This is a genomic window from Lutibacter sp. (assembly GCF_016342705.1).
GTDB lineage: Bacteria > Bacteroidota > Bacteroidia > Flavobacteriales > Flavobacteriaceae > Lutibacter.
Genome location: NZ_JAEINV010000007.1, coordinates 19,433 through 46,311 on the forward strand (window position 1 = coordinate 19,433; position 26,879 = coordinate 46,311).

Annotated in this window: 25 protein-coding genes and 1 tRNA gene; 13 read left to right on the top strand and 13 right to left on the bottom strand. The window is 30.1% G+C overall.

Features of this window, described 5'->3' with window-relative positions; all coding sequences use genetic code 11:
• Positions 1-2: 2 nt before the first annotated feature.
• Positions 3-2,372 (top strand): polysaccharide biosynthesis tyrosine autokinase, encoded by a 2,370-nt coding sequence (locus JEY78_RS08075; protein ID WP_291849306.1) that lies wholly within the window; start codon positions 3-5, stop codon positions 2,370-2,372.
• Between the two features lie 6 nt (positions 2,373-2,378).
• A complete protein-coding gene (locus tag JEY78_RS08080) occupies positions 2,379-3,797 on the top strand; it encodes a capsule assembly Wzi family protein (RefSeq protein WP_291849309.1) in 1,419 nt (472 codons plus the stop codon).
• 359 nt (positions 3,798-4,156) lie between these two features.
• On the opposite strand, the gene JEY78_RS08085 is transcribed toward JEY78_RS08080, so the two are convergent.
• From JEY78_RS08085 to JEY78_RS08100, 4 genes are all read right to left on the bottom strand, one after another.
• Positions 4,157-4,663, bottom strand: a complete 507-nt coding sequence (locus tag JEY78_RS08085; RefSeq protein ID WP_291849312.1) for a hypothetical protein — start codon at positions 4,661-4,663, stop codon at positions 4,157-4,159.
• Between the two features lie 80 nt (positions 4,664-4,743).
• Positions 4,744-5,496, bottom strand: coding sequence for a hypothetical protein (locus tag JEY78_RS08090; RefSeq protein ID WP_291849316.1), 753 nt, complete (start codon positions 5,494-5,496; stop codon positions 4,744-4,746).
• Positions 5,497-5,503: 7 nt separating this feature from the next.
• The gene (locus tag JEY78_RS08095; protein ID WP_291849319.1) at positions 5,504-6,919 is read right to left on the bottom strand and encodes a site-specific integrase; all 1,416 of its coding nucleotides are present in this window, start codon (positions 6,917-6,919) and stop codon (positions 5,504-5,506) included.
• A gap of 53 nt (positions 6,920-6,972) precedes the next feature.
• Positions 6,973-7,046 (bottom strand) — tRNA-Met (locus JEY78_RS08100).
• A 126-nt stretch (positions 7,047-7,172) separates the two neighbouring features.
• Here JEY78_RS08100 and JEY78_RS08105 point away from each other — a divergent pair.
• Positions 7,173-7,556, top strand: a complete 384-nt coding sequence (locus tag JEY78_RS08105) for an START-like domain-containing protein (protein ID WP_291849322.1) — start codon at positions 7,173-7,175, stop codon at positions 7,554-7,556.
• A gap of 74 nt (positions 7,557-7,630) precedes the next feature.
• Positions 7,631-8,449, top strand: a complete 819-nt coding sequence (locus tag JEY78_RS08110; RefSeq protein WP_291849325.1) for an aminotransferase class IV — start codon at positions 7,631-7,633, stop codon at positions 8,447-8,449.
• On the opposite strand, the gene JEY78_RS08115 is transcribed toward JEY78_RS08110, so the two are convergent.
• The 5 genes from JEY78_RS08115 to JEY78_RS08135 form a co-directional block, all read right to left on the bottom strand.
• Positions 8,441-8,998 carry a YqgE/AlgH family protein gene (locus tag JEY78_RS08115; RefSeq protein ID WP_291849328.1) on the bottom strand — a complete coding sequence of 186 codons (558 nt, stop codon included), beginning with the start codon at positions 8,996-8,998 and terminating at the stop codon, positions 8,441-8,443. The genes JEY78_RS08110 and JEY78_RS08115 overlap by 9 nt on opposite strands.
• Before the next feature lie 99 nt (positions 8,999-9,097).
• Entirely contained in the window at positions 9,098-9,370 is a 273-nt protein-coding gene (locus JEY78_RS08120) for an HU family DNA-binding protein (RefSeq protein ID WP_291849331.1), read from the bottom strand.
• Positions 9,371-9,556: 186 nt separating this feature from the next.
• Positions 9,557-10,501 (bottom strand): methionyl-tRNA formyltransferase, encoded by a 945-nt coding sequence (gene fmt / locus JEY78_RS08125; protein WP_291849333.1) that lies wholly within the window; start codon positions 10,499-10,501, stop codon positions 9,557-9,559.
• The gene (locus JEY78_RS08130) at positions 10,498-12,396 is read right to left on the bottom strand and encodes an ATP-dependent DNA helicase RecQ (RefSeq protein ID WP_291849335.1); all 1,899 of its coding nucleotides are present in this window, start codon (positions 12,394-12,396) and stop codon (positions 10,498-10,500) included. Before JEY78_RS08130 ends, fmt begins: the two co-directional genes overlap by 4 nt.
• A complete protein-coding gene (locus JEY78_RS08135; RefSeq protein ID WP_291849337.1) occupies positions 12,396-12,929 on the bottom strand; it encodes an ATP-binding protein in 534 nt (177 codons plus the stop codon). The genes JEY78_RS08130 and JEY78_RS08135 overlap by 1 nt, the downstream gene beginning before the upstream one ends.
• A gap of 115 nt (positions 12,930-13,044) precedes the next feature.
• Between JEY78_RS08135 and JEY78_RS08140 the strand changes: the two genes are divergently transcribed.
• The 5 genes from JEY78_RS08140 (at position 13,045) to JEY78_RS08160 (ending at position 18,225) form a co-directional block, all read left to right on the top strand.
• Complete coding sequence (locus tag JEY78_RS08140) at positions 13,045-13,326, top strand: DUF493 family protein (protein ID WP_291849339.1); 282 nt, start codon at positions 13,045-13,047, stop codon at positions 13,324-13,326.
• Positions 13,327-13,429: 103 nt separating this feature from the next.
• Positions 13,430-15,037, top strand: coding sequence for a peptidylprolyl isomerase (locus JEY78_RS08145; protein ID WP_291849341.1), 1,608 nt, complete (start codon positions 13,430-13,432; stop codon positions 15,035-15,037).
• A gap of 3 nt (positions 15,038-15,040) precedes the next feature.
• Positions 15,041-15,889: a peptidyl-prolyl cis-trans isomerase gene (locus JEY78_RS08150; RefSeq protein WP_291849344.1), complete on the top strand. Its 849-nt coding sequence runs from the start codon at positions 15,041-15,043 to the stop codon at positions 15,887-15,889.
• Position 15,890: 1 nt separating this feature from the next.
• Positions 15,891-17,270: a peptidylprolyl isomerase gene (locus JEY78_RS08155; RefSeq protein ID WP_291849348.1), complete on the top strand. Its 1,380-nt coding sequence runs from the start codon at positions 15,891-15,893 to the stop codon at positions 17,268-17,270.
• Between the two features lies 1 nt (position 17,271).
• Positions 17,272-18,225 carry a MoxR family ATPase gene (locus JEY78_RS08160; protein WP_291849802.1) on the top strand — a complete coding sequence of 318 codons (954 nt, stop codon included), beginning with the start codon at positions 17,272-17,274 and terminating at the stop codon, positions 18,223-18,225.
• On the opposite strand, the gene JEY78_RS08165 is transcribed toward JEY78_RS08160, so the two are convergent.
• From JEY78_RS08165 to JEY78_RS08175, 3 genes are read right to left on the bottom strand one after another with little or no spacing between them, the layout of a single operon-like run.
• Positions 18,222-18,770 (bottom strand): RsmD family RNA methyltransferase, encoded by a 549-nt coding sequence (locus tag JEY78_RS08165; RefSeq protein WP_291849351.1) that lies wholly within the window; start codon positions 18,768-18,770, stop codon positions 18,222-18,224. The genes JEY78_RS08160 and JEY78_RS08165 overlap by 4 nt on opposite strands.
• Entirely contained in the window at positions 18,770-19,615 is an 846-nt protein-coding gene (locus tag JEY78_RS08170; protein ID WP_291849354.1) for a DUF3822 family protein, read from the bottom strand. The genes JEY78_RS08165 and JEY78_RS08170 overlap by 1 nt, the downstream gene beginning before the upstream one ends.
• Positions 19,581-20,315 (bottom strand): hypothetical protein, encoded by a 735-nt coding sequence (locus JEY78_RS08175; RefSeq protein ID WP_291849357.1) that lies wholly within the window; start codon positions 20,313-20,315, stop codon positions 19,581-19,583. Before JEY78_RS08175 ends, JEY78_RS08170 begins: the two co-directional genes overlap by 35 nt.
• 109 nt (positions 20,316-20,424) lie before the next feature.
• Here JEY78_RS08175 and JEY78_RS08180 point away from each other — a divergent pair, with 109 nt between their 5' ends.
• On the top strand, positions 20,425-21,852 hold the full coding sequence (locus tag JEY78_RS08180) for an AAA family ATPase (RefSeq protein ID WP_291849359.1): 1,428 nt from the start codon (positions 20,425-20,427) through the stop codon (positions 21,850-21,852).
• Positions 21,853-21,880: 28 nt separating this feature from the next.
• Here the strand turns inward: JEY78_RS08180 and JEY78_RS08185 are convergent, their stop codons facing one another.
• Positions 21,881-22,201 (bottom strand): YbaB/EbfC family nucleoid-associated protein, encoded by a 321-nt coding sequence (locus JEY78_RS08185; RefSeq protein ID WP_291849362.1) that lies wholly within the window; start codon positions 22,199-22,201, stop codon positions 21,881-21,883.
• A 68-nt stretch (positions 22,202-22,269) separates the two neighbouring features.
• On the opposite strand from JEY78_RS08185, the gene JEY78_RS08190 reads away from it, so the two are divergent.
• The 3 genes from JEY78_RS08190 (at position 22,270) to JEY78_RS08200 (ending at position 26,860) form a co-directional block, all read left to right on the top strand.
• Positions 22,270-24,339 carry a S9 family peptidase gene (locus JEY78_RS08190; protein WP_291849365.1) on the top strand — a complete coding sequence of 690 codons (2,070 nt, stop codon included), beginning with the start codon at positions 22,270-22,272 and terminating at the stop codon, positions 24,337-24,339.
• A gap of 84 nt (positions 24,340-24,423) precedes the next feature.
• A complete protein-coding gene (locus tag JEY78_RS08195; protein WP_291849368.1) occupies positions 24,424-25,461 on the top strand; it encodes a PLP-dependent cysteine synthase family protein in 1,038 nt (345 codons plus the stop codon).
• 154 nt (positions 25,462-25,615) lie between these two features.
• A complete protein-coding gene (locus tag JEY78_RS08200) occupies positions 25,616-26,860 on the top strand; it encodes an aminotransferase class I/II-fold pyridoxal phosphate-dependent enzyme (protein ID WP_291849371.1) in 1,245 nt (414 codons plus the stop codon).
• The last annotated feature ends 19 nt before the right edge of the window (positions 26,861-26,879 follow it).

A 26,879-nucleotide genomic window follows, 5' to 3' on the forward strand; every position in this document is an offset into this window, starting at 1 on the left:
CGATGCAACAGCAGGAAAACCCTTTAAATTACTTGTTTTTAGACGAAGAACCGATGGATTATCGGGCAATCATAGAGAAATATCTGTACCACTGGAAATGGTTTGCACTGGGCATAGTATTGGCAGTAGTGGCGGCATTTTTGTATTTGCGCTACACACCGAATGAATACCTAGTAACATCCGCTATTTTAATTGATGATGAAACGGCTGGAGGCTTGCCTTCAGAATTGTCCGCTTTTGAAGATTTAGGCTTGATGGGATCTACCAAAAAACAGATAGAAACTGAAATTGGTTTGTTAAAATCCAGGTCTTTAATGGAAGATGTGGTAAAAGAGCTGGGCTTAAATGTAGCCTATTTTAGAAAGGGCAGGGTACGCGAAGCAGAGTTGTATAGAAATAACGTTCCATTTAAAGTGAACTTTTTAAGCAAAGATTCCCTATTTTACCAACGCGATACCAGTTTTTCTATTCAGGCAATTTCAGCGACTACTTACTTCTTAAAAACCAGTGATGGTACAACAACCAGTGCGAAGGTATTTGGAGAAAAACTAGCCACCAAGTTTGGGGATATTACGGTAACACCTGCAGATGTGCAGCAGGTAAATGTGGAAGATGAAATTATTGTAACGCTGAGCCCTTTAAAAAATGTGGCGGAAGGGTATGGTAAAATGATTACGGTGGATTTATTGTATAAAAAATCTAGTTTAATTGAGCTCACCATAAAAAATCCGGTAAAGTTAAAGGCCATAGATATTTTAACCCATTTAGTACACCAATACAATAAAGAAGCGATTACCGATAAAAATTTGATTGGAAACAATACGGCTACGTTTATAAATGAACGCTTGGCAGTGATAGAACAAGATTTATCTACGGTAGATAAAGGGGTAGAAACGTTTAAAAGCAGCAATCAGTTAACCGACATTATCTCGGAAGCGGGGATTGCTTTAGAAAGCAATGCAGAGGTAGAAAAAAAGGTGGTAGATTTATATACCCAGTTAAAACTGGCCAATTATATGGGGGAATATTTAGCTGCTAATGAAGATAAATTAATACCTGCCAATTTAGGATTGAAAGATGGATCGGTAAGTGCCAACAGTACTAGTTACAATGAGTTATTATTAGAGCGTAACCGACTTTTAAAGGGGTCTAGCGCCAAGCATCCGGTCATTCAAAATTTAGATGCACAGTTAAGTCAATTAAGAACCAGTATTTCACAAGGCTTGGTGAATTTAAAATCCTCGTTAAGCATTGCTATTAAAGATGCGGAACAGCAGGAACGTCGCTTTAATTCTAAAATTGGCGCAGTGCCAAAGCAAGAACGCGAATTTAGAGACATTCAACGCCAACAGCAAATTATAGAAACCTTGTATTTGTATTTGTTGCAAAAACGGGAAGAAAATGCCATTTCTTTGGCGGTAACAGTACCGAATGCCAAAATAATAGATGCTGCTGATGGCAGTAACATTCCGGTAAGTCCAAAACGAAAAGTAATTTATGTAGTAGCCTTATTGTTAGGGTTTTTAGTACCTTTTGTAGTGTTGTATATTCGCTTTTTACTGGATAATAAGGTACATTCTATAAAAGATGTGGAACACCAAGTAAAAGCACCGATTGCAGGGGAAATTCCAAATACCAAATCGGAACACAAAGTGGTAGTATCTGATAATCATCAAGATGCAATTTCAGAATCATTTAGAATGTTGCGTACCAATATTAATTTTATGCTGGCAGGCGTGAAAGATCCTTCTAAGGTGATATTTATAACTTCCACATTGCCTACGGAGGGAAAAACATTTTTAGCATTAAATTTAGCAGCCGTGTTGGCATTGTCTAATAAAAAAGTATTGTTGGTAGGAGCAGATGTTCGGAAACCCAAATTGAATGAGTACTTAAATCTAAACGAAAAATTAGGGTTAACTCAGTTTTTAATGGATGATACCATAAAAGTACCAGACATTATTCATCATTTTGCCGAGGGTAATTTTGATATTTTAAGTTCAGGAGTGGTGCCTCCAAACCCTTCAGAGTTGTTAATGAATGGTCGTTTTGATGAAGTGTTGGCTTATGGAAAGGCACATTATGATTATGTAATTGTAGATACTGCACCGGTGAAGATGGTAACAGATACTATGTTGTTAAGTCACCATGCCAATTTGTGTTTATATGTGATTCGTGCCAATTATTTAGACAAACGTTTGCTGGAAATACCAGAAAACTTGTACAATGAAAAACGGTTACCAAATATGGCCATTTTAATGAATGATATCAACATTGAAAGAGGCTATGGCTATGGGTACGGTTATAGCTATGGCTATGGCTATGGTGAAAACCTACCAAAAAAATCATGGTGGAAACGTTGGTTGCACTAAATTAATATGTGGGGAACAAAATGGCTTTGGCTAGTGCTTTTCAGTGTGTGTTGCATCTGGAATGCAATAGCACAAGAACCTAGAACACAGTATGTGGTGGAATTGCAAACAACTCAAGCCACTAAAAATACCGTGCCTTTTTGGTTGTATGCCAATACCTATGGAACTGTACCGCAGCAGCGAAGCACCGTGCTGTATACGGCCATTGCTGGGAAAATTTTAAAACCTACCCAATACTTTCATTGGGAATATAAAATAGGGACCACTGCCTATACTGCTGAAAAAAACGCGTTTTTTATAGATGAATTGTACAGTGATGTACAGTATAAATCGTGGGGTCTTACCCTTGGGATTAAACGGGATGCACAGCAAATGCAGGGATTGTCTTCCTCTAATGGTACGATTACCAAATCTACGAATGCGCGTGCGTATCCCGGATACAATTTGTATTTAAAGCATTTTGTGTCCTTGCCATTTGCGCAACACTGGTTGTCTGTAAAAGGAAATTATGGCGATTATGTGTTGAATGATAAAAGAAGTGTACAAAACGCACGCTTGCATAGTAAAAGTCTATTTATTAAATACAAATTGAATCCTTCTTGGGAGGTCATTACCGGGTTGAACCATTATGCGCAATGGGCAGGTACTTCTGATGTTTTTGGCAAGCAACCCCGTGGATTTAAAAATTACCTTCGGGTGATTACAGGCAGCTCAGGAGGAAGTGATGCCTTAGGAGGCGATCAGATAAATGTGTTGGGAAATCAATTAGGGAGTTATCAATTACAGGTACAGCATACGGGTGAAAAAACCACGTGGCAAAGTTATTATTCTCATATATTTGAAGACAGATCCGGAAGGGAGATGATGAACTATCCCGATGCCTTGTATGGACTTTTAATGACTTTTAAAAAGGACAAGCCTTTAGTGAAGCAGTTGGTGCTAGAGTACACCTATACTAAAAATGTAAGTGGCAATGCGCCGCATTATACAGATGAAAATGGCATACCACATGCGGCTAGTGGTATGGATAATTATTTTAATAATGGGGTATATCAATCTGGTTGGACGTATTTTGGAAATACCATAGGTTCTCCATATTTTACAACAAAACCTATAGATGCGGATGGAATTACCCGCGGTATTATTGATGGTGATAACCGATTTATGGCTGTAAATATAGGTGCTTCAGGTACGTTTAAAAAAGTATCCTACAGTGTTTTAGTAAGTCATATTTCGTATGTTGGTTGGTTTGGAACGGAATACAATCCAAGACCCACACAATTTTCGGGGATATTGGCTGTTGAACTTTCAAAAATGATACGCGTTCCATTTGACGTTTATGTAGGTACTGCTTTTGATACAGGAACCTATAGACCGGTAAATTTTGGAGGTTTTATAAAACTATCCAAAAGCGGTTTTTTTTAGTATTTCATTTAAGTATAGAAGTTTTTTAGCATGCACTGTAATTTGTAGCTTTTATAGCAATGCTAAACCGTATTTAACTTCGTTTAAAACAAGATTTTTTTGAAGTAGTATTGTGTTTCTTTACTTAAAATGATAAAGCGCTAAAGTGTAACTTTAGTCTTTTTTTTTGTACTATGATTTAACCTTGAACTGTTCATGTATACAGTAAAGGAACTTCAATTAAATGAATTAAATTTTAATTTAAGATCTTGTATATGCGTATTTGTTGGATGCATATGAGCTAATTTTAATAACCGGATTAAATTTTTTCTATAGGATGTTACTATAAAAAGTGTTTCTACTTTGGATTTGTATTTTAATTAATGCAAATCATATTGTGGATATATAAATGTATTTTGGTATTCATCATAATAAACAATTTTTGAAGTGCTCATGTCAAAATATGGAATTCTGCCATAAAGATCTCTTGAAATATTATGAACTTCAAAATATCTACTAGCTATCATATTTTCAAGATTTATTAAATCTCCTTTTGTTGCTGGTTCGTCTTTTTCTGTTCGTAATACTTTTACTGCAATTCCTGTTACAGCATTTGCAATAATTGCTCCCAAAGCTGAAGTGGCTACTCCAGTACCACTTATGTTTTCTTTTTTAGTAGGTTTTTGGTCACTAACAACGGGTTGTTTTTCCAATAGATCTGAGTTTTTTGATAGTGCTTTTGATGGCAACGTTGATTTTTGGTTGTGAACAAACCAATACCGAGATCTGCACGAAGCGGAACAAAATTTTTGAACTCCTATTCTTGTTGGAATATAAGCTTCGTTGCATTGTATACATATTTCTGTTTTTTTTCTATCTTTTTTCATATTTAAGCGTAAATTAAACGTATAATTGATGTATAATTTTATTTTTTTGTTGAATTACTAAATTTTAGTTGCAACACATGCTACTCTAAATTTATATTAAAAACAGTACTTAATAAAAAACGGGTAGCTTCTTGATCTGCAATTAATGGCTCTTTTTTTATTTTATTTTTTAATTTAGGTTGCTTCTTTTCTTTAGAATTATTTTTCTCTGATTCTTTAACTTCTTTGTTTTGTAATTCAACAATGGAATCGTTGGGCAGTTTTATGTTATAGAGATCAATTGTTGATACAAGATCTGGTAGATATATTTTTACTATTTCCGAAATATCATAATATTGTTTTAATACAATTTCATCAGGATTGTAAAAGCAATTGATTAATTCAGAAAAATGTGTTTTATAGACTTCATTTTGAATTTCAAATAAACCAATAGTTGTAACATCAATTCCGTCTTTATTATAAATGCATAAATTTACACTTAACCAATCTACCAATGCGGTATAAAATTCTATCGTATCAAAATATTTATGCAAAATATACTCAAATTCAAAAGGGCTTAATTCTCTTTGAATTTTTAAAAGTTGAAAAATGTTGTGTTCAAAAAGTTTTGGCTTTTTAATCAGTCGTTCATTAAATTCAGTAATTTCAAATGCTCCAATTCCATAATGAACATCCAAAATAGATATTTCATCTAAAAAAAGAGGAGGCAATTGACTTTTAATACTTTTAAAATACTTTGCGGGAAATATTGCACTTGGAATATAAAAAGCAACATTATGAAATATTGGTTTCACCAATTCTGTATAAAATGTATCTAAAGATTTTTCGCTCATAGCATTTTTATTTAATCAAGTTGGAGTAATCTTCCGGCAATTCAGCATCAATATCTCTCAAATATTTTTCTAGAGCTGTCATAGAGGTGTGACCTGTAATTAACATTAATCTACTTTTAGCTTCAAAAGGGGAGGATTGTTTTACCAATTCTCTATAAAGCTTTGTGATATATGTATGTCTAAAACTATATAAACCATAATCTTCACTTAAATTAAAATGACTTTTAACAATGTCCTTAAATTGTTTTGTAAAATAACCTCTTCTGTTTATTTCTGATGTTTTCCAAACTTTTCCCAAGCCTTTAGGAGTGAACAATGGATTTTCTTTGTCTAATTCAGAAAGATCTGGAAGGTCATTTATTAAAATGTCGGGAATAATTTTGGTTTTAAACGGACTATTTTTAGCTTTAAAACGGAGCGTTTTTTCTTTTAAATTGATATCACCAACTTTAAGCCGGTTGACTTCAATTGGGCGAAGAAAATTATAAGAGATAAACTTAATGTACAATAATAAATTAGGGTCCTTTTCTTCTAAAAAATTAAAAATATTTTCCTGTACTTCATTGGTATACGTTTTATTTCTTTCGGGAGTAGAACGTAATACGGGAATATTTTTTATAAAGTTAGTATCAATAATTTCATTGTCCTCCAATGTTTGAAATACACTACTTAATTCAACTCTGGTATTATTTCTAGTTCTAGCAGTAGTTCGTTGTAATACATCATTTAAAAAATGTAATACCATTTTTTTAGTTAGCTGGTTGATATATTTAACTTGTGGATACTGTTTTGCTATATATAATTGAAAGGTATTGGTTTTTCCTTTGTAAGCCTTGTAAGTAGAATTGGCAACAGTTTTTTCCTTAATGGTTAATACAAAGTCAATAGCTTCTTTCAACGTTTTTGAGTTTGTTGCAACTGGTTGAAGATTTGTTGCTTCTGCTGTAATTAAGCTATTGCTAGGAATTTCAGCGGTTGCAACAACTGTTGCAACATCATTTTCAACAGTTTTACCTGTTGTTGCAACGGGATCAACAGACGTTGCAATACTTTGTTGCAACATTGTTGCGCTTTTATTAATGGTGATGATGCTGTTATTTTTTTGAAAAAGGCCTACATTATCTTCAAAAGGATTAAAGCCTAATTTTAATAACCTAATTAAATTTTTTCTATAGGATGTTAAAACTGAGAGACGATCTTCTTTAGTTTTATAAGTATTTGCTGTACCATAAATATTCTTCATCCTATCTAACTTTCCAGTTTCAGGATTTCTAAAGGAGAAATAAACATACCAACGCTTCTTTAAATTTCCGTTAGCAGTATAAATTTTTGGGAGAGAAAAATTCTTTTTCATTTGTAAATCGTGTTCCAAAACGTGTTCACTTTGGTACTCAAATTTAAGAATTTCATTTAAATTGAACATAAAAAAAACGGTTTAGATCAATCTAAACCGCTTATTTGTTCACTTTTCGCTTGTAGCGTGATCCAGAATTGAACTGGAGACCTCCGGGTTATGAATCCGACGCTCTAACCAACTGAGCTACCACGCCATTTATGAAGGGTGCAAATATAAAAATAAAAAACTTGTTCTTGCAAATAAAAAAGACATATTTTTTAATAATTTAAATTTTTTTAGGATAGATAAATTATATATATTGTGCTTTTAAAAATAAAGCATGTCAACGAAAATAAAATTTGAAATAGAATTCCCTATCCACGCTTCTCCACAGATGTTATATCAGTACTTTGGAACGCCTTCCGGGCTTTCAGAATGGTTTGCAGATAACGTAAATTCAAGAGGAGAAGTATATACTTTTATATGGGATGGGTCAGAAGAAAAGGCAAAAGTATTGCAGGAACGACCAGGTGAGAAAATTAAATTTAGATGGTTAGATAATGATGATGAAAAATCATTCTTTGAATTTCGCATTGAAGTTGATGAAATAACCAAAGATGTATCGCTAATTGTCACTGATTTTGCAGAAGAAGATGAAGTTGATGAGGCAAAAATGTTTTGGCAAAATCAAATAGACGAGCTAAAACACACTATTGGTGCGTAATAAAGTATAAGTAATTTAATAAACCTTGATTTATCAGGGTTTTTTTATGTGAATTTCTTTCCTAATTTTGTAAAATGATAAATTTAAACGGTTCATTAATAAATAATTCAAGCACAATTTTAACGGCTGAAAATAGGGCATTTAAATATGGTGATGCTCTTTTTGAAACTTTAAAAGTAACAGACTTAAAAATTCATTTTTTAGAAGATCATTATTTTAGATTGATGGCTTCTATGAGAATGATACGCATGGAGATTCCACTAAATTTTACGATGGAATTCTTTGAAGAAGAGATTTTAAATACCGTAAAAGCCGTTGGCCTTACTACTAGTAGAGTACGATTTACTGTTTTTAGAAATGATGGAGGTTTGTACGCTCCAAAAACAAATGAAATTTCATATTTAATACATGCGAATGAACTAAACTCTTCAATAAAACAAGGCTATTCTTTAGAGTTGTTTAAGGATTATTATATATTTTCAGGATTGTTGTCAACTATAAAGACCACCAATAAAATTGTAAATGTGTTGGCCGCTATTTTTGCTGAAGAAAATGAGTATGATAACTGCGTGTTGTTAAATGAAAAAAAGAATATAGTGGAAGTTTTAAACGGAAACATATTTTTAGTGTTTGGTACTACCATTAAAACACCAGCTATTACGGAAGGTTGTATTAAAGGTATTATTCGAAAAAAAATAATTGAAGTACTCTCAAAAAATAAGGAATATACTATTGAGGAAACAGAAATTTCACCATTTGAATTACAAAAGGCAGATGAAGTATTTATAACCAATGCAATTGTTGGAGTTCAACCGGTACATTTTTATAAAAAAATGGTTTATAAAAGTAGTGTTACTGAAAAAATTAATGAGTGGCTAAATCAGCTAGTTTAATTCAGGATTCATAGGCGCATTTGCCCAAATTTGATACTCACCGCCTATGGACATTAATTGATTTTTCCAAATAGTTGAGCTATCTAGATCAAAAATATTAGGATATTTATTTTGAATAATAAGCCAAGTAGATTCATTTAACTCTTCGGTTAATTGATTAATTGACCAACCAGAATATCCTAAAAAAAAGCGAATATCTGTTTCTTCAATTTTTTTTGTATTTAATAATGCGGTTAACGTTTCAAAATCGCCACCCCAATAAATATCTTTATCAATTTTAATACTATTTGGAATTAGTTCTGGGAGTTTGTGAATAAAATATAAATTTTCTTGTTCCACAGGGCCGCCATTAAAAATGGTAAAATCACAATCTATATCAGGAATTAAATCTTTTAAAATAAAATCACTGGGTTTGTTTAATATAAATCCAATGCAGCCCTCTTTATTATATTCCGTTAAATATATAACCGATCTATTAAATTCTTTATCATTTAAAATAGATGGCTCAGCAACTAATAATTTTCCTTTTGATGGATTTTTAGGAAGCATAAATTATATATTTTAATTAAATATAATGAAATTTAGGAATAAAAAAAACTCTTCAATGTTAATTTGAAGAGTTTTGAGAATAAGAATATTTCTTATGTATTAATTTACGGCATCGCTGAAACCAGCACCTGCTTTAAATTTAACTACGTTTTTAGCCGCAATTTTAATAGTTTTTCCTGTTTGAGGATTTCTTCCTGATCTTGCTGCTCTTTTAGAGATAGACCAAGTTCCCCAGCCTACTAATGCAACTTTTCCACCTCCTTTAAGAGTTTTTGTTACATTTTCTGTTAATGATTCTAAAGCTGCTTTTGCTGCTGCCTTTGTGATGCCAGCATCAGCTGCCATTGCATCAATTAAATCTGATTTGTTCATAATCTAAATGTTAAATTAATTGGTTAAACATATTTCGCTTTTAATAGCTTAACAAAGTTAGACGGAATAAGGGTTTATGCAAGTTTTTACCCAAAAAAATGTCTGTTTTGTTAATAAAAGAGGGTAAATGTTAATAACCTTTCTTAAATTTAACTATTAATTACGAAAGCCTTTAAAATAAAGGGTTTAAAGCATTATAGAATTTTCTTGAAATGTAAAACCGTTTAATAAACTTTTTGTATCCATTTTTTTCTTGCCTGCCAATTGTAAACTTTCAATTAAAATATAACCATCTTTTGCAGCAACTTTTAATTCGTTTTTAGAACTTATGATAGTTCCAGGTTTTATACTATGATTTATGAATTTTTTTTGAACATCAAAAATTTTAACTTTAATTTCTTCTTCATTGTTTTTAAGAATGGTCCAAGCGGTTGGATAAGGATTTAAACCTCTAATTAAGTTATAAATAGTATGTATTGATTCGTTCCAATTAATTTTACAGGTTTCTGTATATATTTTTGGCGCAGCTTTTTCTTCAAATTCTGGCTGTTTGGTTGTTTGTACTTTGTCATCATTTATAAGATGTACTGTTTTTACTACCAAATTACTTCCAATAGTCATTAATGCATCATGCAATTCACCAACAGTTTGGTTTTCTGAAATAGCAACTTCTTCTTGTAAAATAATATTTCCAGTGTCAATTTTTTCATCAATAAAAAAAGTAGTGACACCGGTCTTGGTTTCACCATTTATAATTGCCCAGTTAATTGGTGCAGCGCCTCTATAATTAGGTAAAAGCGAAGCGTGTAAATTAAAGGTTCCGTATGTTGGCATTTTCCAAACAGCATTTGGTAACATTCTAAAGGCTACTACAATTTGTAAATTAGCATTTAAACTTTTAAGTTCATTTAAAAAATCTTCACTTTTTAAATTTGTTGGTTGTAAGATATGTAAGCCTTTTTCTTCGGCATATTTTTTTACTGCAGATTGCTGTAATTTTTGACCTCTTCCAGCTGGTTTGTCTGGCGCTGTAATTACACCTACTACATTATAGGATGCTTTTATTATGGCATCTAATGTTGCAACAGCAAAGTCTGGAGTTCCCATAAAAACAATTCTCAAATCTCTCATATATCAGTTCTTTTAATTTTATTTTGCGAAGTTATTGCTATTTTATTTTTTTCTAACAGTATTTTTAGAGTATTTAAAATCTCTTTTTCTGAAAATTGAAGATTGTTAATTATTTCTATTGAAGTGTACGTTGATATTCCTAAAAAAGTTAAAATAGCTTCTGAAATAGTTTTGTAGGAAGCATTTCCCTTGGTTTTAGCCAAACAATTATCGCATTTGCCGCAATCATCTGTAATTATTTCATTAAAATAGGAGAGTAATTGTTTATTTCTACACGTTTTTTTATTTTTTATAAAATTGATAGATGCTTTTAATTTTTCAAATTTCAATACATATTGTTGTTCAATACTTTTAGCAATGCTATTAATGGTATAATCATCTTCTCTGTTTACTAAAAACAGTAGTTTAGATGTTGAATCCTCATAACTGTAGTTTATAATTCCATCTTTATTTAAACTAGTTAGTTGATTAATTATTTCAATTTTGGAAAGCCTTAATTTGTTAGCTAAAGAAAATTCATTTATAAATGTTGCATGTTCAAATATGCCTCCATAAGTTCTTAAAATCAATTTTAACAAAGTTTCAGAAGCCGGATGAGAGTTTATATAATAAAACAATTGATGGTTGTTTAAGGTAATTTGAATGGTAGATTTTTTGCTGTAATTTTCATCTAATAAAATGATGTTTTCTCGCTCTAAAACTTTAAGGGCATTATAGGTTTTTAAAATGTTAAGCTGATAGGTTGTGCAAAATTCTTGTAATGAAAAATTAAATAATTCTGTGGGTAAATCTCCGTATGAAATACGGTAAAAACTGTTTAAATATTGATAGGTTTTTTTAATGTACTTTACTGTTGGTGAAGCATTTGAAAATTTTGTTTCGGTATCATTTATAATAGTATTGTTAGTTAAAATAAATGAATATGCCTTTTGTTCGTCTCTTCCTGCTCTTCCTGCTTCCTGAATAAAATTTTCTAAACTATCTGGTATGTTAACATGTATTACCGCTTTCACATTGGCTTTGTCAATTCCCATTCCAAAAGCATTTGTAGCAACCATTATGGGTGTTTTTTCTAGCATCCAATTATTAAATGCATTGTTTTTTTCTTCAACAGATAATCCTCCATGATAAAAACTACTTTTTAATTTATGATATAGTAAAAAGTGACAAATATCTTTGGTTTGTTTTCTGCTTTTGGTATAAATTATTGTTGGAGCATTTATTCTTTTTGCAATACTCAACAATCTATTATTTATATCTTCAGTTTCAATAACCGTATAAATTAAATTTTTTCTTTGAAACGATTTTTTAAAAAGTTGCGCGTTTTCTAGGTTTAAATTTTGTTGAATATCATTTAATACTTTAGAAGTTGCTGTAGCGGTTAAAGCAATAAAAGTTGCGGTTGGTTGTAATTCTTTTAAAATAGCTAATTTTAAATATGAAGGTCTAAAATCATGTCCCCAAGCAGAAATACAATGCGCTTCATCAATGGCAATAATGGATGCTTTTAATTGCTTTATTTTCTCTTGAATAAAAGGCGATTGCAACTTTTCTGGTGACAAATATAAAAACTTGTAACCTCCAAATTGTAAATTATCAAACGCGGTAATTATTTCATCTTGAGATAATTGAGAGGTTAAAGCAATGGCTTTTATGTTTTTTTCTTTTAAACTGTTTACTTGGTCTTTAATGAGTGCAATTAAAGGTGAAATTACAATGCAAACACCTTCTGAAATGAGTGCTGGAATTTGATAGCAAAGTGATTTTCCACCACCTGTTGGTAATAATACTATGGTGTTTTGTGCATTTAAAACTGCATTTATGATGGCCTCTTGTGGAGGTCTAAATTGGTTGTGATTCCAAAATTTTTGAAGTATTTCAATCGGAGTTGTCATTATTTTATAAAGTCTAAAATAAAATCTGCTCTTTTTTCAACCGTGCCAAATGGCACTTCAATAACATTATAGTTTAATTTCTTGTAGGTACGATCTAAATGATTATGAATTGCCAAAGCCTGCTCAAAATTTTCATATCGTTCGCTATCAGTAATATAAATAGCTTCCCAAGGCGGCATTAAAAAAATATAATCGTACTTATAAAGCTTACTTTTTTTAATATAAGATGTAGGATAATCAATACTTATATAATTCATGTATGCATGAACATCTGGAATTCCTCTATCAAAAAATACAATATCAGCGTTTCTTTTTTCAGCTTCAAGATATTGATTGATTCGGCCTTCTAGTAATAACTCACTAAATAGCAGTGGTTTGGTTAAAAATAATTGTTCTACGCCATTTTTACGGGCGTTTAATGTAACTTCTCTAGAAATTTCTGTCATACACATAAAATTTCTATTCAATAATTCTTCAATTACAGTAGTTTTGCCTGTACTTGGCCCTCCAGTTAAAACAATTTTTTTTTGCATACTACAAAAATAAGTTTTTCATAAAATAATACTAAAAATAATAGTGTAATTTTGTCAGTTAAATATGAACAGTTTAAGTATGGTACTAAATTTGAGTACTATAAATAAAAAGAAAATGGATAATAGAACTCAATTTTACAAAAAATTAAAGAAAAAATTAAAGCAAGATACCTCTTTTCCAACAAAATACTTGTTTAAATTTATTGTACCTACAGCGGAAGACAAAATAAATCAAATTGAAAATTTATTTAATTATGAAGGTGCGGTAATTAATAAAACTACTTCAAAAACTGGTAAATATACAAGTGTTTCTATACATGTTGTTATGAAAAAAGCCGATCATATAATTATAAAATATATGGAAGCTGAAAAAATAGAAGGAATAATATCTTTGTGATACTTTTAACAACAAAAACAAAAAATAAAAAATAAATTGCAACGTTTTTTGTATCATAAAATTTAATTGTAACAATTATATTACAACACACATATTTAACAATATGGATTTAAAAAAAATCACTTTTATTGTACTTATTATTGCCTTTAATTTAAATGCACAAAATAATCAAAAAGTATTATTCTCTATTGATAATGAGCCAGTTTACACTCAAGAATTTGTGAATGTTTACAAGAAGAATATTAATTTAATAGACGATTCATCTAAAAAGGGTATTGAAAATTATTTAAACTTATATGTAAATTATAAATTAAAAGTAAAGGAAGCTTTTGAGCTACGTTTAGATACCTTTCCTAAATTTAAAAGTGAACTTAGTGAATATAAATCAAATTTAATAGCGCCTTATTTAAAGGATAAAAATGTATCAGAACATTTAATTAAAGAGGCGTATGATAGAATTACAAAAGAAGTTGATGTAAGTCACATATTACTATTTATAAAACCTGACGCAACCGCAAATGACACGTTAATTGCCTATAATAAGTTAATAGAAGCAAGGAATTTAATTTTAGCCGGAAAGAGTTTTGCTGAAGTTGCTTTAAAATATTCTGAAGATCCAACCGTACAACAAAACGGAGGAAGAATAGGTTATTTTACAGGTTTACAAATGGTATATCCATTTGAGAATACTGCGTTTAATACAAAAATAGGCGATGTTTCTATGCCTTTTAAAACAAAATTCGGGTATCATATAGTACAAGTTCATAATGTTAGGAATGCTAAAGGTGAAGTTGAAGTTGCCCATATAATGGTTAAAAATGATAGCTTAATTGCAAAAAATAAAATTGATGACATCTATGCTCAATTAGTTGATAGTAATACTGATTTTTTTGAGTTGGCTACTCAAGTTTCAGATGATAAAGCAACTGCTCCACAAGGTGGAAGATTGAATAAATTTGGTACTGGGCAAATGTTAGAAAGTTTTGCGAATGAGGCTTTTAAATTAGAAAATGAAGGTGATTTTTCTAAACCATTTCAAACCCAATTTGGCTGGCATATTGTAAGGTTAATTAAAAAGTATCCGATTGAAAGTTTTGAAAAGTTAAGAGATAGAATAACACAACAGGTTGAAAATGATGAGCGTTCTAATTTAATAGGTGAATCTGTAATAAATAGACTTTTTAAAGAATACAAAGTAGTTGTAAATGAAGAAGCTTTACAGCAGTTTTCTGTTAATGATTGGAAAGAAAAACCAGAACTATTTAGGAGTACTTTACTAACAATAGAAAATACACCTATTTCTCAAAACCGTTTTATATCTTACTTAAATTCTTTTACTAATACTAGTATAGCTAAATCATTTGCAGGTTTTAAGGAAAAAGAAGTCATCAATTATTACAAACAACATATTGAAACAGATAATGATGAATTTGCAATCATGTTTAAAGAATTTAAAGAAGGTTTGTTATTATTTGATTTATTAGAAAAGAGGGTTTGGGAAAAATCTAAAGATAGTGCGGCACTATCAAATTATTTCAATGAAAATAAAACAAAGAAATATAATCATAAAGAATTGGCTACTATAAAAGGAACTGTAATTTCAGATTTTCAGGAATATTTAGAAAATGAATGGATAAAAGAGTTAAATTTAAAATACAAAGTAGCATTTAATTCCTCTGAAAAAAAGAAACTTTTAAAACTAAAAATATAACTATTGAAAAATTTAATTCCATATTTAATATTATTAATATCGTTGCAATCTTGTAATTATTTTACATTTAAAGATACTGAGAAGGAAGCAGTAGCAAGAGTTAATGATACCTATTTATATAAGGAAGACTTAACCAATATTTTTAACACAGGTTTATCCAAACAAGACAGTACATTGTTAGTTAATAGTTATATTAACAACTGGGTAAAACAGCAATTATTATTGGCTAAAGCGCAAATTAATTTAGAAGATACACAAAGTGATTTTGACGATTTGGTTAAAAAATATAGAGAAGATTTATACATTAATTCATATAAAGAGGCTGTTGTAAAACAGTATTTGAATTATGATATTACACCTCAGGATATTGATAAATTTTACAATGAAAATGGTCAAAATTTCAAATTAAATGAAGAGTTGGTTAAATTGAAATATATAAAAATTGGCAAAGATTTAATTAATAAAAATGAGATAATACGTCTTTTTGAATCTTCAAAAAAGAAAGATTTAGACACCTTACAACACAGAGAAATATTTTTAAAATCACAACACTTAAATGATTCAATTTGGGTGAAATTAAGTGAGCTATATATAAAAGTTCCAATTTTGAAAGATTTAGATAAACAGGAACTTCTAAAAAAAGATAATTTTGTTAAAAAAGAAGATTCATTAAGCTTATATTTGGTCAAAATTAAAAATGTACTAAATAGAAATGAAATAGCACCAAAAAGCTATATTACTCCTTCAATTAAGCAAATGATTTTACATCAAAGAAAATTACAATTATTAAAAAATATTGAAGAAACATTATTAGAAGATGCACAAAACAAAAAACAATTTGAAATATATTAAAATGATTAAAAAAATAACAATTTTAGCTTTTTTATTAGTAGCCTTTACTTCAAAAGCACAAGATAGTTTATCAATAAAAAGCGAAAGAATTAAAGTAGATGGAGTAGCAGTTGTTATAGGTAAAAATATTGTATTAGATTCTGATATAGAGAAGTTTAAAAAAGAATTACAGCAGCGAATTGAAGGGAAAATTGAAATTACAGATTGTGAAATTTTAGAAGAAATAATGACACAAAAATTAATAGCGCATCATGCAGTTGTTGATAGTGTTGTAGTTACTGATGCAGAAGTTCAATCTGAAGTAGAAAGAAATATTGGCTATTTTACACAACAATTGGGCTCTATGGAAAAAGTACTTAAAATGTACGGTTTTAATGATGAGGAAGATTTAAGAAGTGAACTTTCAGATATTCAAAAGGAACAACTTTTAATAAAAAGAGAACGCTCTAGTATAACAGAAAAAATTGATGTTACTCCAGAAGAAGTTAGAACATACTTTAAAAACCTTGAAAAAGAGAACAGTTTGCCAGAATTTAGTGCAGAAATTGAATTGGCTCAAATAGTGAAGTATTTAAAACCAAAAGAAGAAGAAACAAATAGAGTAGTAGCCAAATTAAAAGAGATAAAAAAAGAAATTGAAGATGGCTATAGCTTTAGGTTAAAAGCCATAATCAATTCTGATGACCCAGCTGTTTCAGGAAACGGAGCAGGATCTGGAGGGAAATATACAATTACACGTGAAAGTGGTTTTATTAAAGAGTTTAAAGAAGTAGCATTTTCTTTAGATGAAGGAGAAATTTCAGAACCATTTGAATCGGGTTTTGGATATCATATTATTCAAGTTGAAAAAATTAAAGGGCAAGAGCGTGATGTACGTCATATTTTAATACAACCAAAAATTAGTGAAGAAGAATTAAATACTTCAAAAACTGAACTTGCAAAAATTAGAAATCAAATTCTTAATGGAGAAATTACTTTTGAAGAAGCCGTTTTAAAATATTCTGATGATGTAGAAACTAAAAATAATCAAGGTTTAATATTAAATCCAGAATCTAATGATACAAAATTTGATTTAACCTTAATGGGTCCTGAATTATATGGAAAAGTTAATAATTTAAAAACTGGTGAAATTACTGAACCTTTCTACGAAGAAGTGAGGGGTGGTGAAAAAATGCATAAAATTATTTTACTAAAAAGTAAAAACGATACTCATAAAGCAGACTTTGTAAAAGATTACGAGAAAATTCAGCAGTTAACCTTGCAAAAGAAACAAGAAGAAGCTATTGAAAAATGGGTGAAAAATAAAATTGGAGATACCTATATTAAAATAGGGAATGATTTTAAAAATTGTGAATTTAAAAATAACTGGAAAAAAGATTAATATGTCGGATGTTGCTGCATTAAAACTACTGGTAGAAAAACATACAGCTTTAAAGAAAGAAATAGGTAAAATTATTATTGGTCAAAACAAAGCGGTTGATCATATATTACTTTCTATTTTAAGTGGCGGACATTCATTATTAATTGGTGTCCCTGGTTTAGCTAAAACTCTAATTGTAAATACAATAGCTCAAACTTTAGGGTTGGAATTTAAACGTATTCAATTTACTCCAGATTTAATGCCTTCGGATATTTTAGGGAGCGAAATATTAGACGAAACAAATCATTTCAAATTTATAAAAGGCCCAATTTTCAGTAATATTATTTTGGCCGATGAAATTAATAGAACGCCACCAAAAACGCAAGCGGCACTTTTAGAAGCCATGCAAGAGCGATCAGTAACTGTAGCAGGGCATCATCATACATTGGCAAAACCATTTTTTGTTTTAGCAACTCAAAATCCAATAGAGCAGGAAGGAACATACCCGTTACCAGAAGCGCAGCTAGATAGGTTTATGTTTTCTATTAATTTAGATTACCCAACTTTTGAAGAAGAAGTTGAAGTTGTTAAAAGTACCACAAATGATATTAAAGTAAGTGTTAGTCCAATGCTTTCTACTGAAGAAATAAATGAATTTCAACACTTAATTAGGCGAATTCCTGTAGCAGATAATGTTATTGAATACGCTGTAAAATTAGTTTCTAAAACACGTCCTAATTCGGTGAATTCACCTGAAATTGTAAATAACTTTATTGATTGGGGTGCAGGGCCAAGAGCATCTCAAAATTTAATATTAGCAGCGAAGGCTAATGCCGCCGTAAACGGAAAATACTCACCTGATATTGAGGATGTTCAAGAAGTTGCATACGCAATATTAAAGCATAGAATTGTTAAAAATTACAAAGCTGAAGCAGAAGGTATTACAGAAAAACAAGTGATAGAATCGTTGTTTTAAGATTCAGTTTCAGGGTTTTCAAAAAAGCTAAATACACTACCACCATATTTTTTTTCATAGCTTATAAATGGGTTATTAAATTTGGTGAATTTAGAGTGTTCTATAATAAGAACTCCACCTTCATCTAGTAATTGATTTTTAAAAACCAATTCCACAATTTTTTCAAATAAGTCGTCTTCAAATCCATAAGGTGGATCGGCAAAAATAACATCAAATTTTGTATTTGTTCTCTCTAAATATTTAAAAACATCACTTTTTACAGTGGTAATTCCTAATTCAAGTTCATCAGAAATTTGATTAATATATTTTATGCAACCAAAATTTTCATCAACAGAAGTTATTTTTTCTGTGCCTCTAGATCCAAATTCGTAACTAATATTTCCAGTTCCTGAAAATAAATCTAGAACTGCTATTTCATGAAAGTAATAAAGGTTGTTTAATATATTAAATAAAGCTTCCTTAGCAATATCAGTTGTTGGTCTAACAGGTAATTTTTTTGGAGCTTGTAACCTTTTGCTCTTAAATTTTCCGGAAATAATTCGCATTAAATTTGATTTAGTAACGTATAGTGTTGGTGAGAAGAAATGCCTTCTAAAATATTATTATAAGATAAATTGTTGTAAAAACTAACGTTTCTAACATATTGGTATGCAATTTTATATAATTCAGATTCTTTTTCAATATCACCCATTAATATTAATTGAAATTCTTCTGGGTTTAAATTTAATTGTTCTGCAATAAAAAGGATATAGTATATAAAGTCTTCTTTTGTTTTAAAATTGAAGATATTATAAAGGTCTAGCTTTTTATTTTTTAAAACAACTATTTCAAAAGTATGTTGTGTAATATTTACAAAACAATGCTGTTCTACATTATTTTTAAACTCATTTAATAAACTTTCAATTAAAACGGTTGATGCATGTTTAAATATAAAGGACCCATATATATCAAATAAGAAATTATTAACATTTACAAACGGAATATATACATTTACAATGTCTGAATTTTTGAGTTCATCATACGTAATAAAGTCGTTTTCAAGAACTTTTATAGAGTATTTCAAGTAGTTTGACAAGTTGTTTTTGTCAAAAATAGGTTTAGGAACCTGAGTTACTAAATTATTAAAATGTGTAACACTTACGGATGTGTATTTATGTTTAAGAATAGTGTTAGTTTCATAAAGCTGTTCTACAAATTCTAAATGTTTGTAAGGTGAGATTTCGTGTTCATCTATAAACTGTAAGTATTCAAAATGTAGGATGTCTTTTGAATGCATGTTATAGATACAAAAAGAAAATCCATCCAAACTAAGTTGGATGGATAAATGATAATCTTCTAGATTGTTAAAATCTATATTATTCTTCGATATCTTTTTTATCTGCTTTATCATAAAATGGAGGCCAGTTACCATCTTCGCTAACTTCACCTAATGATCCTACTCTAATAAATTCACCTTTAATTTCTTCACCACCAATAGCTTCTTTTTCTTGCTTGATAAGATTCATATCCATACCTTCTAAAATTAAAGCTTTATCTACTTTAACTTCAAAAACTGGAGCTTTTAGGCCTATAATTTTTTCTACAAAACCAATTTCAATTTTAAACATTTGGTCAGTACCAGGTATTTTAAGCATATTTTTGTAGTCTTTACCTGCAAATTTGGCTTTTACATCTTCGTAACCAATAGTATCAACTACTCTTTCTTCAATTTCTTTTGTAATACCACCACCAACACTAACACTTTTTACAACGTTTCTTGTTTGGGTTAATGCAAATTTACCATTTTCAATAAAGCTAATTAATTCTTCTCCATTATCAGTATATCTTCCTTTTACTTTTTTGAAAGCAACTTCAGCATCTCTAATAATTTTCATACTTTCAATAACCCTAGCATACTTAACTTTTTTCTCTTTGTTAAATTGCATTGGCTTTTGTATTTCGAAATTGATTTTATAAACTAATAAAGCTGCTATTGCAATTAATAAAACCGATAAAACCCAATGTAATTTCTTTGGAATAAAATTAACAATGGCGTAAGCTAAAAACGCGGTAACTACAATTGCCGCTATAATAATCAATATTGTTGTCATTTGTGTTTGTATTTGTAATTTTTATCTGTGTACGCAAATCTACAAATTTTTTTTAATGAGAAAAACTTTTAAGCATAAATCAATTTGTATATTTGAATTTTATTACAAAATGATCAAAACTACACAAGAATTTTACAAAAACCTTATAGATAATTTTCCTTTTGAGCCAACAAACTTGCAAGATATTTTATTGTTTAAGTTAACTGACTTTATTTTTGAAAATAAAAACAATCAATTATTTTTAATAAAAGGGTATGCTGGTACAGGTAAAACAACTTCTATTAGTACAGTTGTTAATAATTTGTGGAAAGCTGGTAAGAAAGCGGTTTTATTGGCTCCAACGGGTAGAGCAGCAAAGGTAATTTCTGGATATTCGGGCAGGCAAGCATTTACAATCCATAAAAAAATATATCATCCTCGTAAAAATAAATCGGGAGGAGTAGATTTTACCTTGCAAACAAATAAGCATACAAATACTATTTTTATTGTTGATGAAGCCTCCATGATTCCAGATACTTCAACGAGTGGTAATTTGTTTGAAAATTCATCATTATTAGACGATTTAATGTCATATGTGTACTCTGGAGCACATTGTAAACTAATTTTAATTGGAGATACAGCGCAATTACCGCCTGTAAAGTTAGAATTAAGTCCAGCATTGGATGCTCAAAAACTCAAATTAAATTATGATAAAGATGTTATAGAAATAGAGTTGAACGAAGTAATGCGTCAACATGCCGAGTCTGGAATTTTAGTAAATGCGACAGAATTAAGATACATTTTGGCAAATAATGGCTTTAATGATTTTAAATTTAGATTGGGTTACCCAGATTTAATTCGGTTAATTGATGGGTATGAAATTGAAGATGCCATAAATAGCGCTTATGATAATTTTGGTGTTGAAGATACCGCATTTATTGTACGATCAAATAAAAGAGCAAATCAATACAACCAACAAATAAGAAGTAAAATTCGCGGTCAGGAAAATGAAATCTCTACTGGCGATTTTGTGATGGTTGTTAAAAACAATTATTTTTGGTTAAAAGAAAGTAGTGATGCGGGTTTTATTGCCAATGGCGATATTTGTGAAATACTTCAAATTTTTAGTATTAAAGAGTTGTACGGTTTTAAGTTTGCCGAAGTAAAAATTAGAATGATTGATTACCCAAATCAAAAACCTTTTGAAACGGTATTGTTGCTAGACACTTTAACTTCGGAAACACCATCTTTATCTTATGAAGAGTCTAATAAACTATATCATGAAGTTGGAAAAGATTTTGCTCATGAAACTTCAAAATATAAACAACTATTAGGTATTAAAAAAAGTAAACACTTTAATGCGTTACAAGTAAAGTTTTCTTACGCAGTTACGTGTCATAAATCGCAAGGAGGACAGTGGAAAACAGTTTTTATTGAACAACCTTATTTGCCAGACGGACAAAGTATACCTTATTTACGCTGGTTATACACGGCGGTTACAAGAGCTCAGGAAAAAGTATATTTAATAGCTTTTAAAGATGATTTTTTTATTGAATAGTTGAGTTTTTAGAGATAATATTCAAAATCTATTTAAACATATCCATTCCAGGAATATTTGGCATTCCATCTTTTGCGGCAGCCGCTAATTCAGTTTCACTAATTGAATTTGCTTTTTCTAAGGCTTTGTTTAGTGCAATTACTAAAAAATCTTCCAATTCTTCTTTGTCTGTAAGTTCTTCAGAAATTGAAATATTTTTAACCGCTCTATTGGCTGTAACAGTTACTTTTACCAATCCGTTTCCGGCTTCACCATCAATTAAAATAGTGTTTAATCGTAATTTAGTAGCTTCAATTTTTTGTTGTGCTTCTTTTAATTTAGCCATCATTCCAGATAAGTCTCCAAACATTTTGTTACATTTTTAACAGTTGATACCAAGCAAATATAGTATTTTTGCGAACTATTGAAAATAAATTAATGATATTGGAAAAAATAATAAAAGCACCAAAGGCTACAAAAGTTGAAAAGAAGTTAGAAATTCATGGCGATGTTAGAATTGATAATTACTATTGGTTAAATGATAAAGAGAACCCAAAGGTTATAGATTATTTAAATGAAGAAAATGATTATTATAGTAAAATAACAGCACATACAACTGAATTTCAGTCAGCTTTATTTGAAGAAATGAAATCGAGAATAAAGGAAGAAGATGAGTCGGTTCCATATAAAAAAAATAACTACCATTATATTACCAAATATCAATTTGGAAAGCAATATCCTATTTATACACGTAAAAAGGAGACGTTAGAAGCTGCCGAAGAAATTTTGTTTGATGTAAATAAAATGGCGAAAAAGCATTCCTACTATAAATTATCAGGAATGTCTGTAAGTCCAGATAATAAACTAGTTTCATTTGCAATAGATACTAAAGGAAATAGAGAATATAAATTGCAGTTTAAAAATTTAGAAACGGGAAAATTATTTTCTGAAAAAATAAAAAACACCACAGGTGGTGGAACTTGGGCAAATGATAATAAAACTGTTTTTTACACCAAAAACAATCCAAAAACATTGCGAAGTGAAAAAATATTTAAACACGTTTTAGGAACCGATGTTTCTGAAGATGTTGAAGTGTTTTTTGAAGAAGATGAAACTTTTAACACCTTTGTTTACAAAACAAAATCTGAAAAATATATAGTAATTGGATCTTATAATACAGTTTCAACAGAATATCGTGTTTTAGACGCCAACAATCCAAATGGAACGTTTAAAATAATTCAACCAAGAGAACGCGATTTAGAATATAGTATTGCGCATTACGAGTCTGATTTTTACATACTTACAAATAAAGATGGCGCCACCAATTTTAAATTGATGAAAACATCTGAAAGTAACACTGAAAAAGAAAATTGGGTAGAAGTAATTTCGCCAAGAAAAGATGTTTTATTAGAAGATATTTCAATTTTTAAAAACTTCTTGGTTGTTGAAGAGCGTGAAAATGGATTGAGTAAAATAAGAATTATAAAATGGGATGCTTCAGAAGATTTTTATTTACCTTTTGAAGAAGAAACCTATTCAGCCGGAGTATATTACAATCCAGAATTTGATACCGATGTTATTAGATATGGTTATAATTCCATGACAACGCCAAGCTCAGTAATCGATTTTAATGTAGTTTCTAAAACAAAAGAAATTATTAAAGAGCACGAAGTTTTAGGTGGTAAATTTGATAAAAAAAACTATAAAAGTGAGCGTCTTTGGGCAACTGCACAAGACGGTACAAAAGTAGCCATTTCATTAGTTCACCATGTAAATACTAAGTTTTCAGAAAATACACCATTATTATTATATGGTTATGGATCTTACGGCCATACAATAGATGCAGGATTTAGTTCCACCCGTTTAAGTTTATTAGATAGAGGTTTTATATTTGCCATAGCCCATGTGAGAGGAAGTGAGTATTTAGGTAGAAATTGGTACGAAGACGGAAAATTATTGAAGAAAATGAACACATTTACAGATTTTATAGATTGTGCTCAGTTTTTAGAAGATAATAAAATTACATCAGCAAAACATTTATACGCCTACGGAGGTTCCGCTGGTGGATTATTAATGGGAGCTATAATTAATTTAAAACCAGAACTTTTTAACGGAATTATAGCCGCTGTTCCTTTTGTTGATGTTGTTACTACAATGCTAGATGATAGTATTCCTTTAACAACTGGAGAATATGACGAATGGGGCAATCCTAATGAACCAGTTTATTATGATTACATGAAATCCTACTCTCCTTACGATAATGTTTCCAGAAAAAATTATCCAAATATGCTGGTTACAACAGGACTCCATGATTCCCAAGTACAATACTTTGAGCCTGCAAAATGGGTTGCAAAGTTACGAGAATTGAAAACAGATAAAAATATTTTAGTAATGCATACTAATATGGAGGCGGGGCATAGTGGGGCTTCTGGCCGTTTTGACTCTTTAAAAGAAGTAGCAAGAGATTATTCTTTTATTATTGATTTGGAGGGGCAAACGATAATTTAAAAAAAATTATTAAATTTGCACGTTATAGATTATTATTCTAATTTCATTTTTGAAAAATATTATATCTGAATTAAACTATTAAAAATGACAAAAAATAAAGGTATAAGTAAGAATATTTTAGACCTTATAGGTAATACTCCTTTAATTAGATTAAACAAAATCACCAATAATCTCTCTGGAAATTTTTACGCTAAGTACGAAGGATTTAATCCAGGACATTCTATGAAAGATAGAATAGCTTTACATATTATAGAGGAAGGTGAAAGACAAGGTTTACTAAAAAAGGGAAGTACTATTATTGAAACAACATCTGGTAATACGGGTTTTAGTATTGCTTTAGTTAGTATTATTAAAGGTTATAAATGTATCTTAGCCGTAAGCTCAAAAGCTTCCGAAGGAAAAATTAATATGCTGAAGGCAATGGGAGCAAAAGTATACGTTTGTCCAGCACATGTAAGTGCAGACGATCCTCGTTCTTATTACCAAGTAGCAAAAAGATTACACGAAGAAACAGCAAACTCGGTTTATATCAATCAATATTTCAATCAATTAAATGCCGATGCGCATTATAATTCTACAGGTCCTGAAATTTGGGAGCAAACAAATGGAGAAATTACTCATTTAATTGCCGCTAGTGGAACAGGAGGAACAATTTCTGGAGTAGCGAGATATTTAAAAGAGCAAAATCCAGCAATTAAAGTTTTAGGTGTTGACGCTTATGGATCAATTTTAAAGAAATTTCACGAAACTGGTGAATTTGATAAAAATGAAATTTACCCATATAGAATAGAAGGGTTAGGTAAAAACTTAATTCCTACAGCTACAGATTTTGATGTTATTGATGTTTTTGAAAAAGTATCTGATGAAGATGCAGCTCATAGAGCTAGAGAATTGGCAATAACTGAAGGTTTATTTACAGGTTATACAAGTGGTGCAATTGTACAAGCTGCTCTTCAATATGGTGCAAAGGGGTATTTTGATGAAAATTCAAAGGTTGTTTTAATATTACCTGATCACGGATCTCGTTATATGGAAAAAATTTATAGTGATGATTGGATGAAAGAGCAAGGATTTTTTGATTCAAAAACACATGCACACCAAGAAGTTGAGTTTATAAAATAAAAAATATATTGTAAAATATTAAAAGAGGTTAGGATATTTTTTCTAACCTCTTTTTTTATAAAATTTACATTTGAAAACCACAAAAAAAATAACGTACTTTGCACTTGTAAAAATGCAAGATGTTTAATTACATTTTAGACATAAATAATATACAATGAAAGATTTATTTGAAAGAATCGTAAAAGATAAAGGTCCATTAGGAAAATGGGCAAAACAAGCTGAAGGTTATTATGTATTTCCTAAACTTGAAGGTGAAATTTCTAATAGAATGAAATTCAACGGTAAAAATGTTGTTACCTGGAGTATTAACGATTACTTAGGTTTAGCAAATCACCCTGAAGTTAGAAAAGCGGATGCTGAAGCTGCTGCTGAATATGGTATGGCATACCCAATGGGTGCTAGAATGATGTCTGGCCATACAGTATATCATGAGCAATTAGAAAAAGAATGTGCTGAATTTGTAGGTAAAGAAGCTGCATATTTAGTAAATTTTGGTTACCAAGGAATGGTTTCTGCTATTGATGCATTGGTAACAAAACATGATGTTATTGTATATGATATTGATTCTCATGCTTGCATTATTGATGGTGTTAGATTGCATCATGGTAAAAGATTTACTTACCAACATAACGATATTGAAAGTTTAGAGAAGAACTTACAACGTGCTACAAAAATTGCAGAAGAAACAGGAGGAGGGATTTTGGTGATTTCTGAAGGTGTTTTTGGAATGCGTGGTGAACAAGGTAAATTAAAAGAAATAGTAGCTTTAAAAAGTAAGTACAATTTTAGATTTTTAGTAGATGATGCTCACGGTTTTGGAACTTTAGGTGAAGGTGGAAGAGGAGCAGGTTATGAGCAAGGTGTGCAAGATGGAATTGATGTGTATTTCGCAACTTTTGCAAAATCTATGGCAGGTATTGGCGCATTTTTTGCAGCTGATAAAGATATTATTCAGTATTTACAATACAATATGCGTTCACAAATGTTTGCAAAATCATTACCTATGGCAATGGTGAAAGGAGCATTAAAACGCTTAGATATGTTGCGTACAATGCCAGAATTAAAAGAAAAGTTGTGGGAAAATGTAAATGCACTTCAAAATGGATTAAAAGAAAACGGGTTTAATATTGGAAAAACAAATACGTGTGTAACTCCAGTATTTTTAGAAGGTGATATTCCTGAAGCAATGGCAATGGTAAATGATTTACGTGAAAATTATGCAATATTTTGCTCTATTGTGGTATATCCTGTAATTCCTAAAGGTTTAATTATTTTAAGATTAATTCCTACAGCTGCACATACTTTAGCAGATGTTAAAGAAACTATTGAGTCTTTTTCTGCAATTAGAGAAAAACTTGAAAAAGGTATTTACAAAAGAATTGCAGCTTCAATGATGTAATATTTTAGTTTTGAGTCGT

What these genes read in the sequence shown, in the direction of transcription:
- JEY78_RS08075 (WP_291849306.1), top strand. Translation starts at nt 3, where the DNA reads ATGCAACAGCAGGAAAACCCTTTAAATTACTTGTTTTTAGACGAAGAA.
- JEY78_RS08080 (WP_291849309.1), top strand. Translation starts at nt 2,379, where the DNA reads ATGTGGGGAACAAAATGGCTTTGGCTAGTGCTTTTCAGTGTGTGTTGC.
- JEY78_RS08085 (WP_291849312.1), bottom strand. Translation starts at nt 4,663, where the DNA reads ATGAAAAAAGATAGAAAAAAAACAGAAATATGTATACAATGCAACGAA.
- JEY78_RS08090 (WP_291849316.1), bottom strand. Translation starts at nt 5,496, where the DNA reads ATGAGCGAAAAATCTTTAGATACATTTTATACAGAATTGGTGAAACCA.
- JEY78_RS08095 (WP_291849319.1), bottom strand. Translation starts at nt 6,919, where the DNA reads ATGTTCAATTTAAATGAAATTCTTAAATTTGAGTACCAAAGTGAACAC.
- JEY78_RS08105 (WP_291849322.1), top strand. Translation starts at nt 7,173, where the DNA reads ATGTCAACGAAAATAAAATTTGAAATAGAATTCCCTATCCACGCTTCT.
- JEY78_RS08110 (WP_291849325.1), top strand. Translation starts at nt 7,631, where the DNA reads ATGATAAATTTAAACGGTTCATTAATAAATAATTCAAGCACAATTTTA.
- JEY78_RS08115 (WP_291849328.1), bottom strand. Translation starts at nt 8,998, where the DNA reads ATGCTTCCTAAAAATCCATCAAAAGGAAAATTATTAGTTGCTGAGCCA.
- JEY78_RS08120 (WP_291849331.1), bottom strand. Translation starts at nt 9,370, where the DNA reads ATGAACAAATCAGATTTAATTGATGCAATGGCAGCTGATGCTGGCATC.
- fmt (WP_291849333.1), bottom strand. Translation starts at nt 10,501, where the DNA reads ATGAGAGATTTGAGAATTGTTTTTATGGGAACTCCAGACTTTGCTGTT.
- JEY78_RS08130 (WP_291849335.1), bottom strand. Translation starts at nt 12,396, where the DNA reads ATGACAACTCCGATTGAAATACTTCAAAAATTTTGGAATCACAACCAA.
- JEY78_RS08135 (WP_291849337.1), bottom strand. Translation starts at nt 12,929, where the DNA reads ATGCAAAAAAAAATTGTTTTAACTGGAGGGCCAAGTACAGGCAAAACT.
- JEY78_RS08140 (WP_291849339.1), top strand. Translation starts at nt 13,045, where the DNA reads ATGGATAATAGAACTCAATTTTACAAAAAATTAAAGAAAAAATTAAAG.
- JEY78_RS08145 (WP_291849341.1), top strand. Translation starts at nt 13,430, where the DNA reads ATGGATTTAAAAAAAATCACTTTTATTGTACTTATTATTGCCTTTAAT.
- JEY78_RS08155 (WP_291849348.1), top strand. Translation starts at nt 15,891, where the DNA reads ATGATTAAAAAAATAACAATTTTAGCTTTTTTATTAGTAGCCTTTACT.
- JEY78_RS08160 (WP_291849802.1), top strand. Translation starts at nt 17,272, where the DNA reads ATGTCGGATGTTGCTGCATTAAAACTACTGGTAGAAAAACATACAGCT.
- JEY78_RS08165 (WP_291849351.1), bottom strand. Translation starts at nt 18,770, where the DNA reads ATGCGAATTATTTCCGGAAAATTTAAGAGCAAAAGGTTACAAGCTCCA.
- JEY78_RS08170 (WP_291849354.1), bottom strand. Translation starts at nt 19,615, where the DNA reads ATGATAAAGCAGATAAAAAAGATATCGAAGAATAATATAGATTTTAAC.
- JEY78_RS08175 (WP_291849357.1), bottom strand. Translation starts at nt 20,315, where the DNA reads ATGACAACAATATTGATTATTATAGCGGCAATTGTAGTTACCGCGTTT.
- JEY78_RS08180 (WP_291849359.1), top strand. Translation starts at nt 20,425, where the DNA reads ATGATCAAAACTACACAAGAATTTTACAAAAACCTTATAGATAATTTT.
- JEY78_RS08185 (WP_291849362.1), bottom strand. Translation starts at nt 22,201, where the DNA reads ATGTTTGGAGACTTATCTGGAATGATGGCTAAATTAAAAGAAGCACAA.
- JEY78_RS08190 (WP_291849365.1), top strand. Translation starts at nt 22,270, where the DNA reads ATGATATTGGAAAAAATAATAAAAGCACCAAAGGCTACAAAAGTTGAA.
- JEY78_RS08195 (WP_291849368.1), top strand. Translation starts at nt 24,424, where the DNA reads ATGACAAAAAATAAAGGTATAAGTAAGAATATTTTAGACCTTATAGGT.
- JEY78_RS08200 (WP_291849371.1), top strand. Translation starts at nt 25,616, where the DNA reads ATGAAAGATTTATTTGAAAGAATCGTAAAAGATAAAGGTCCATTAGGA.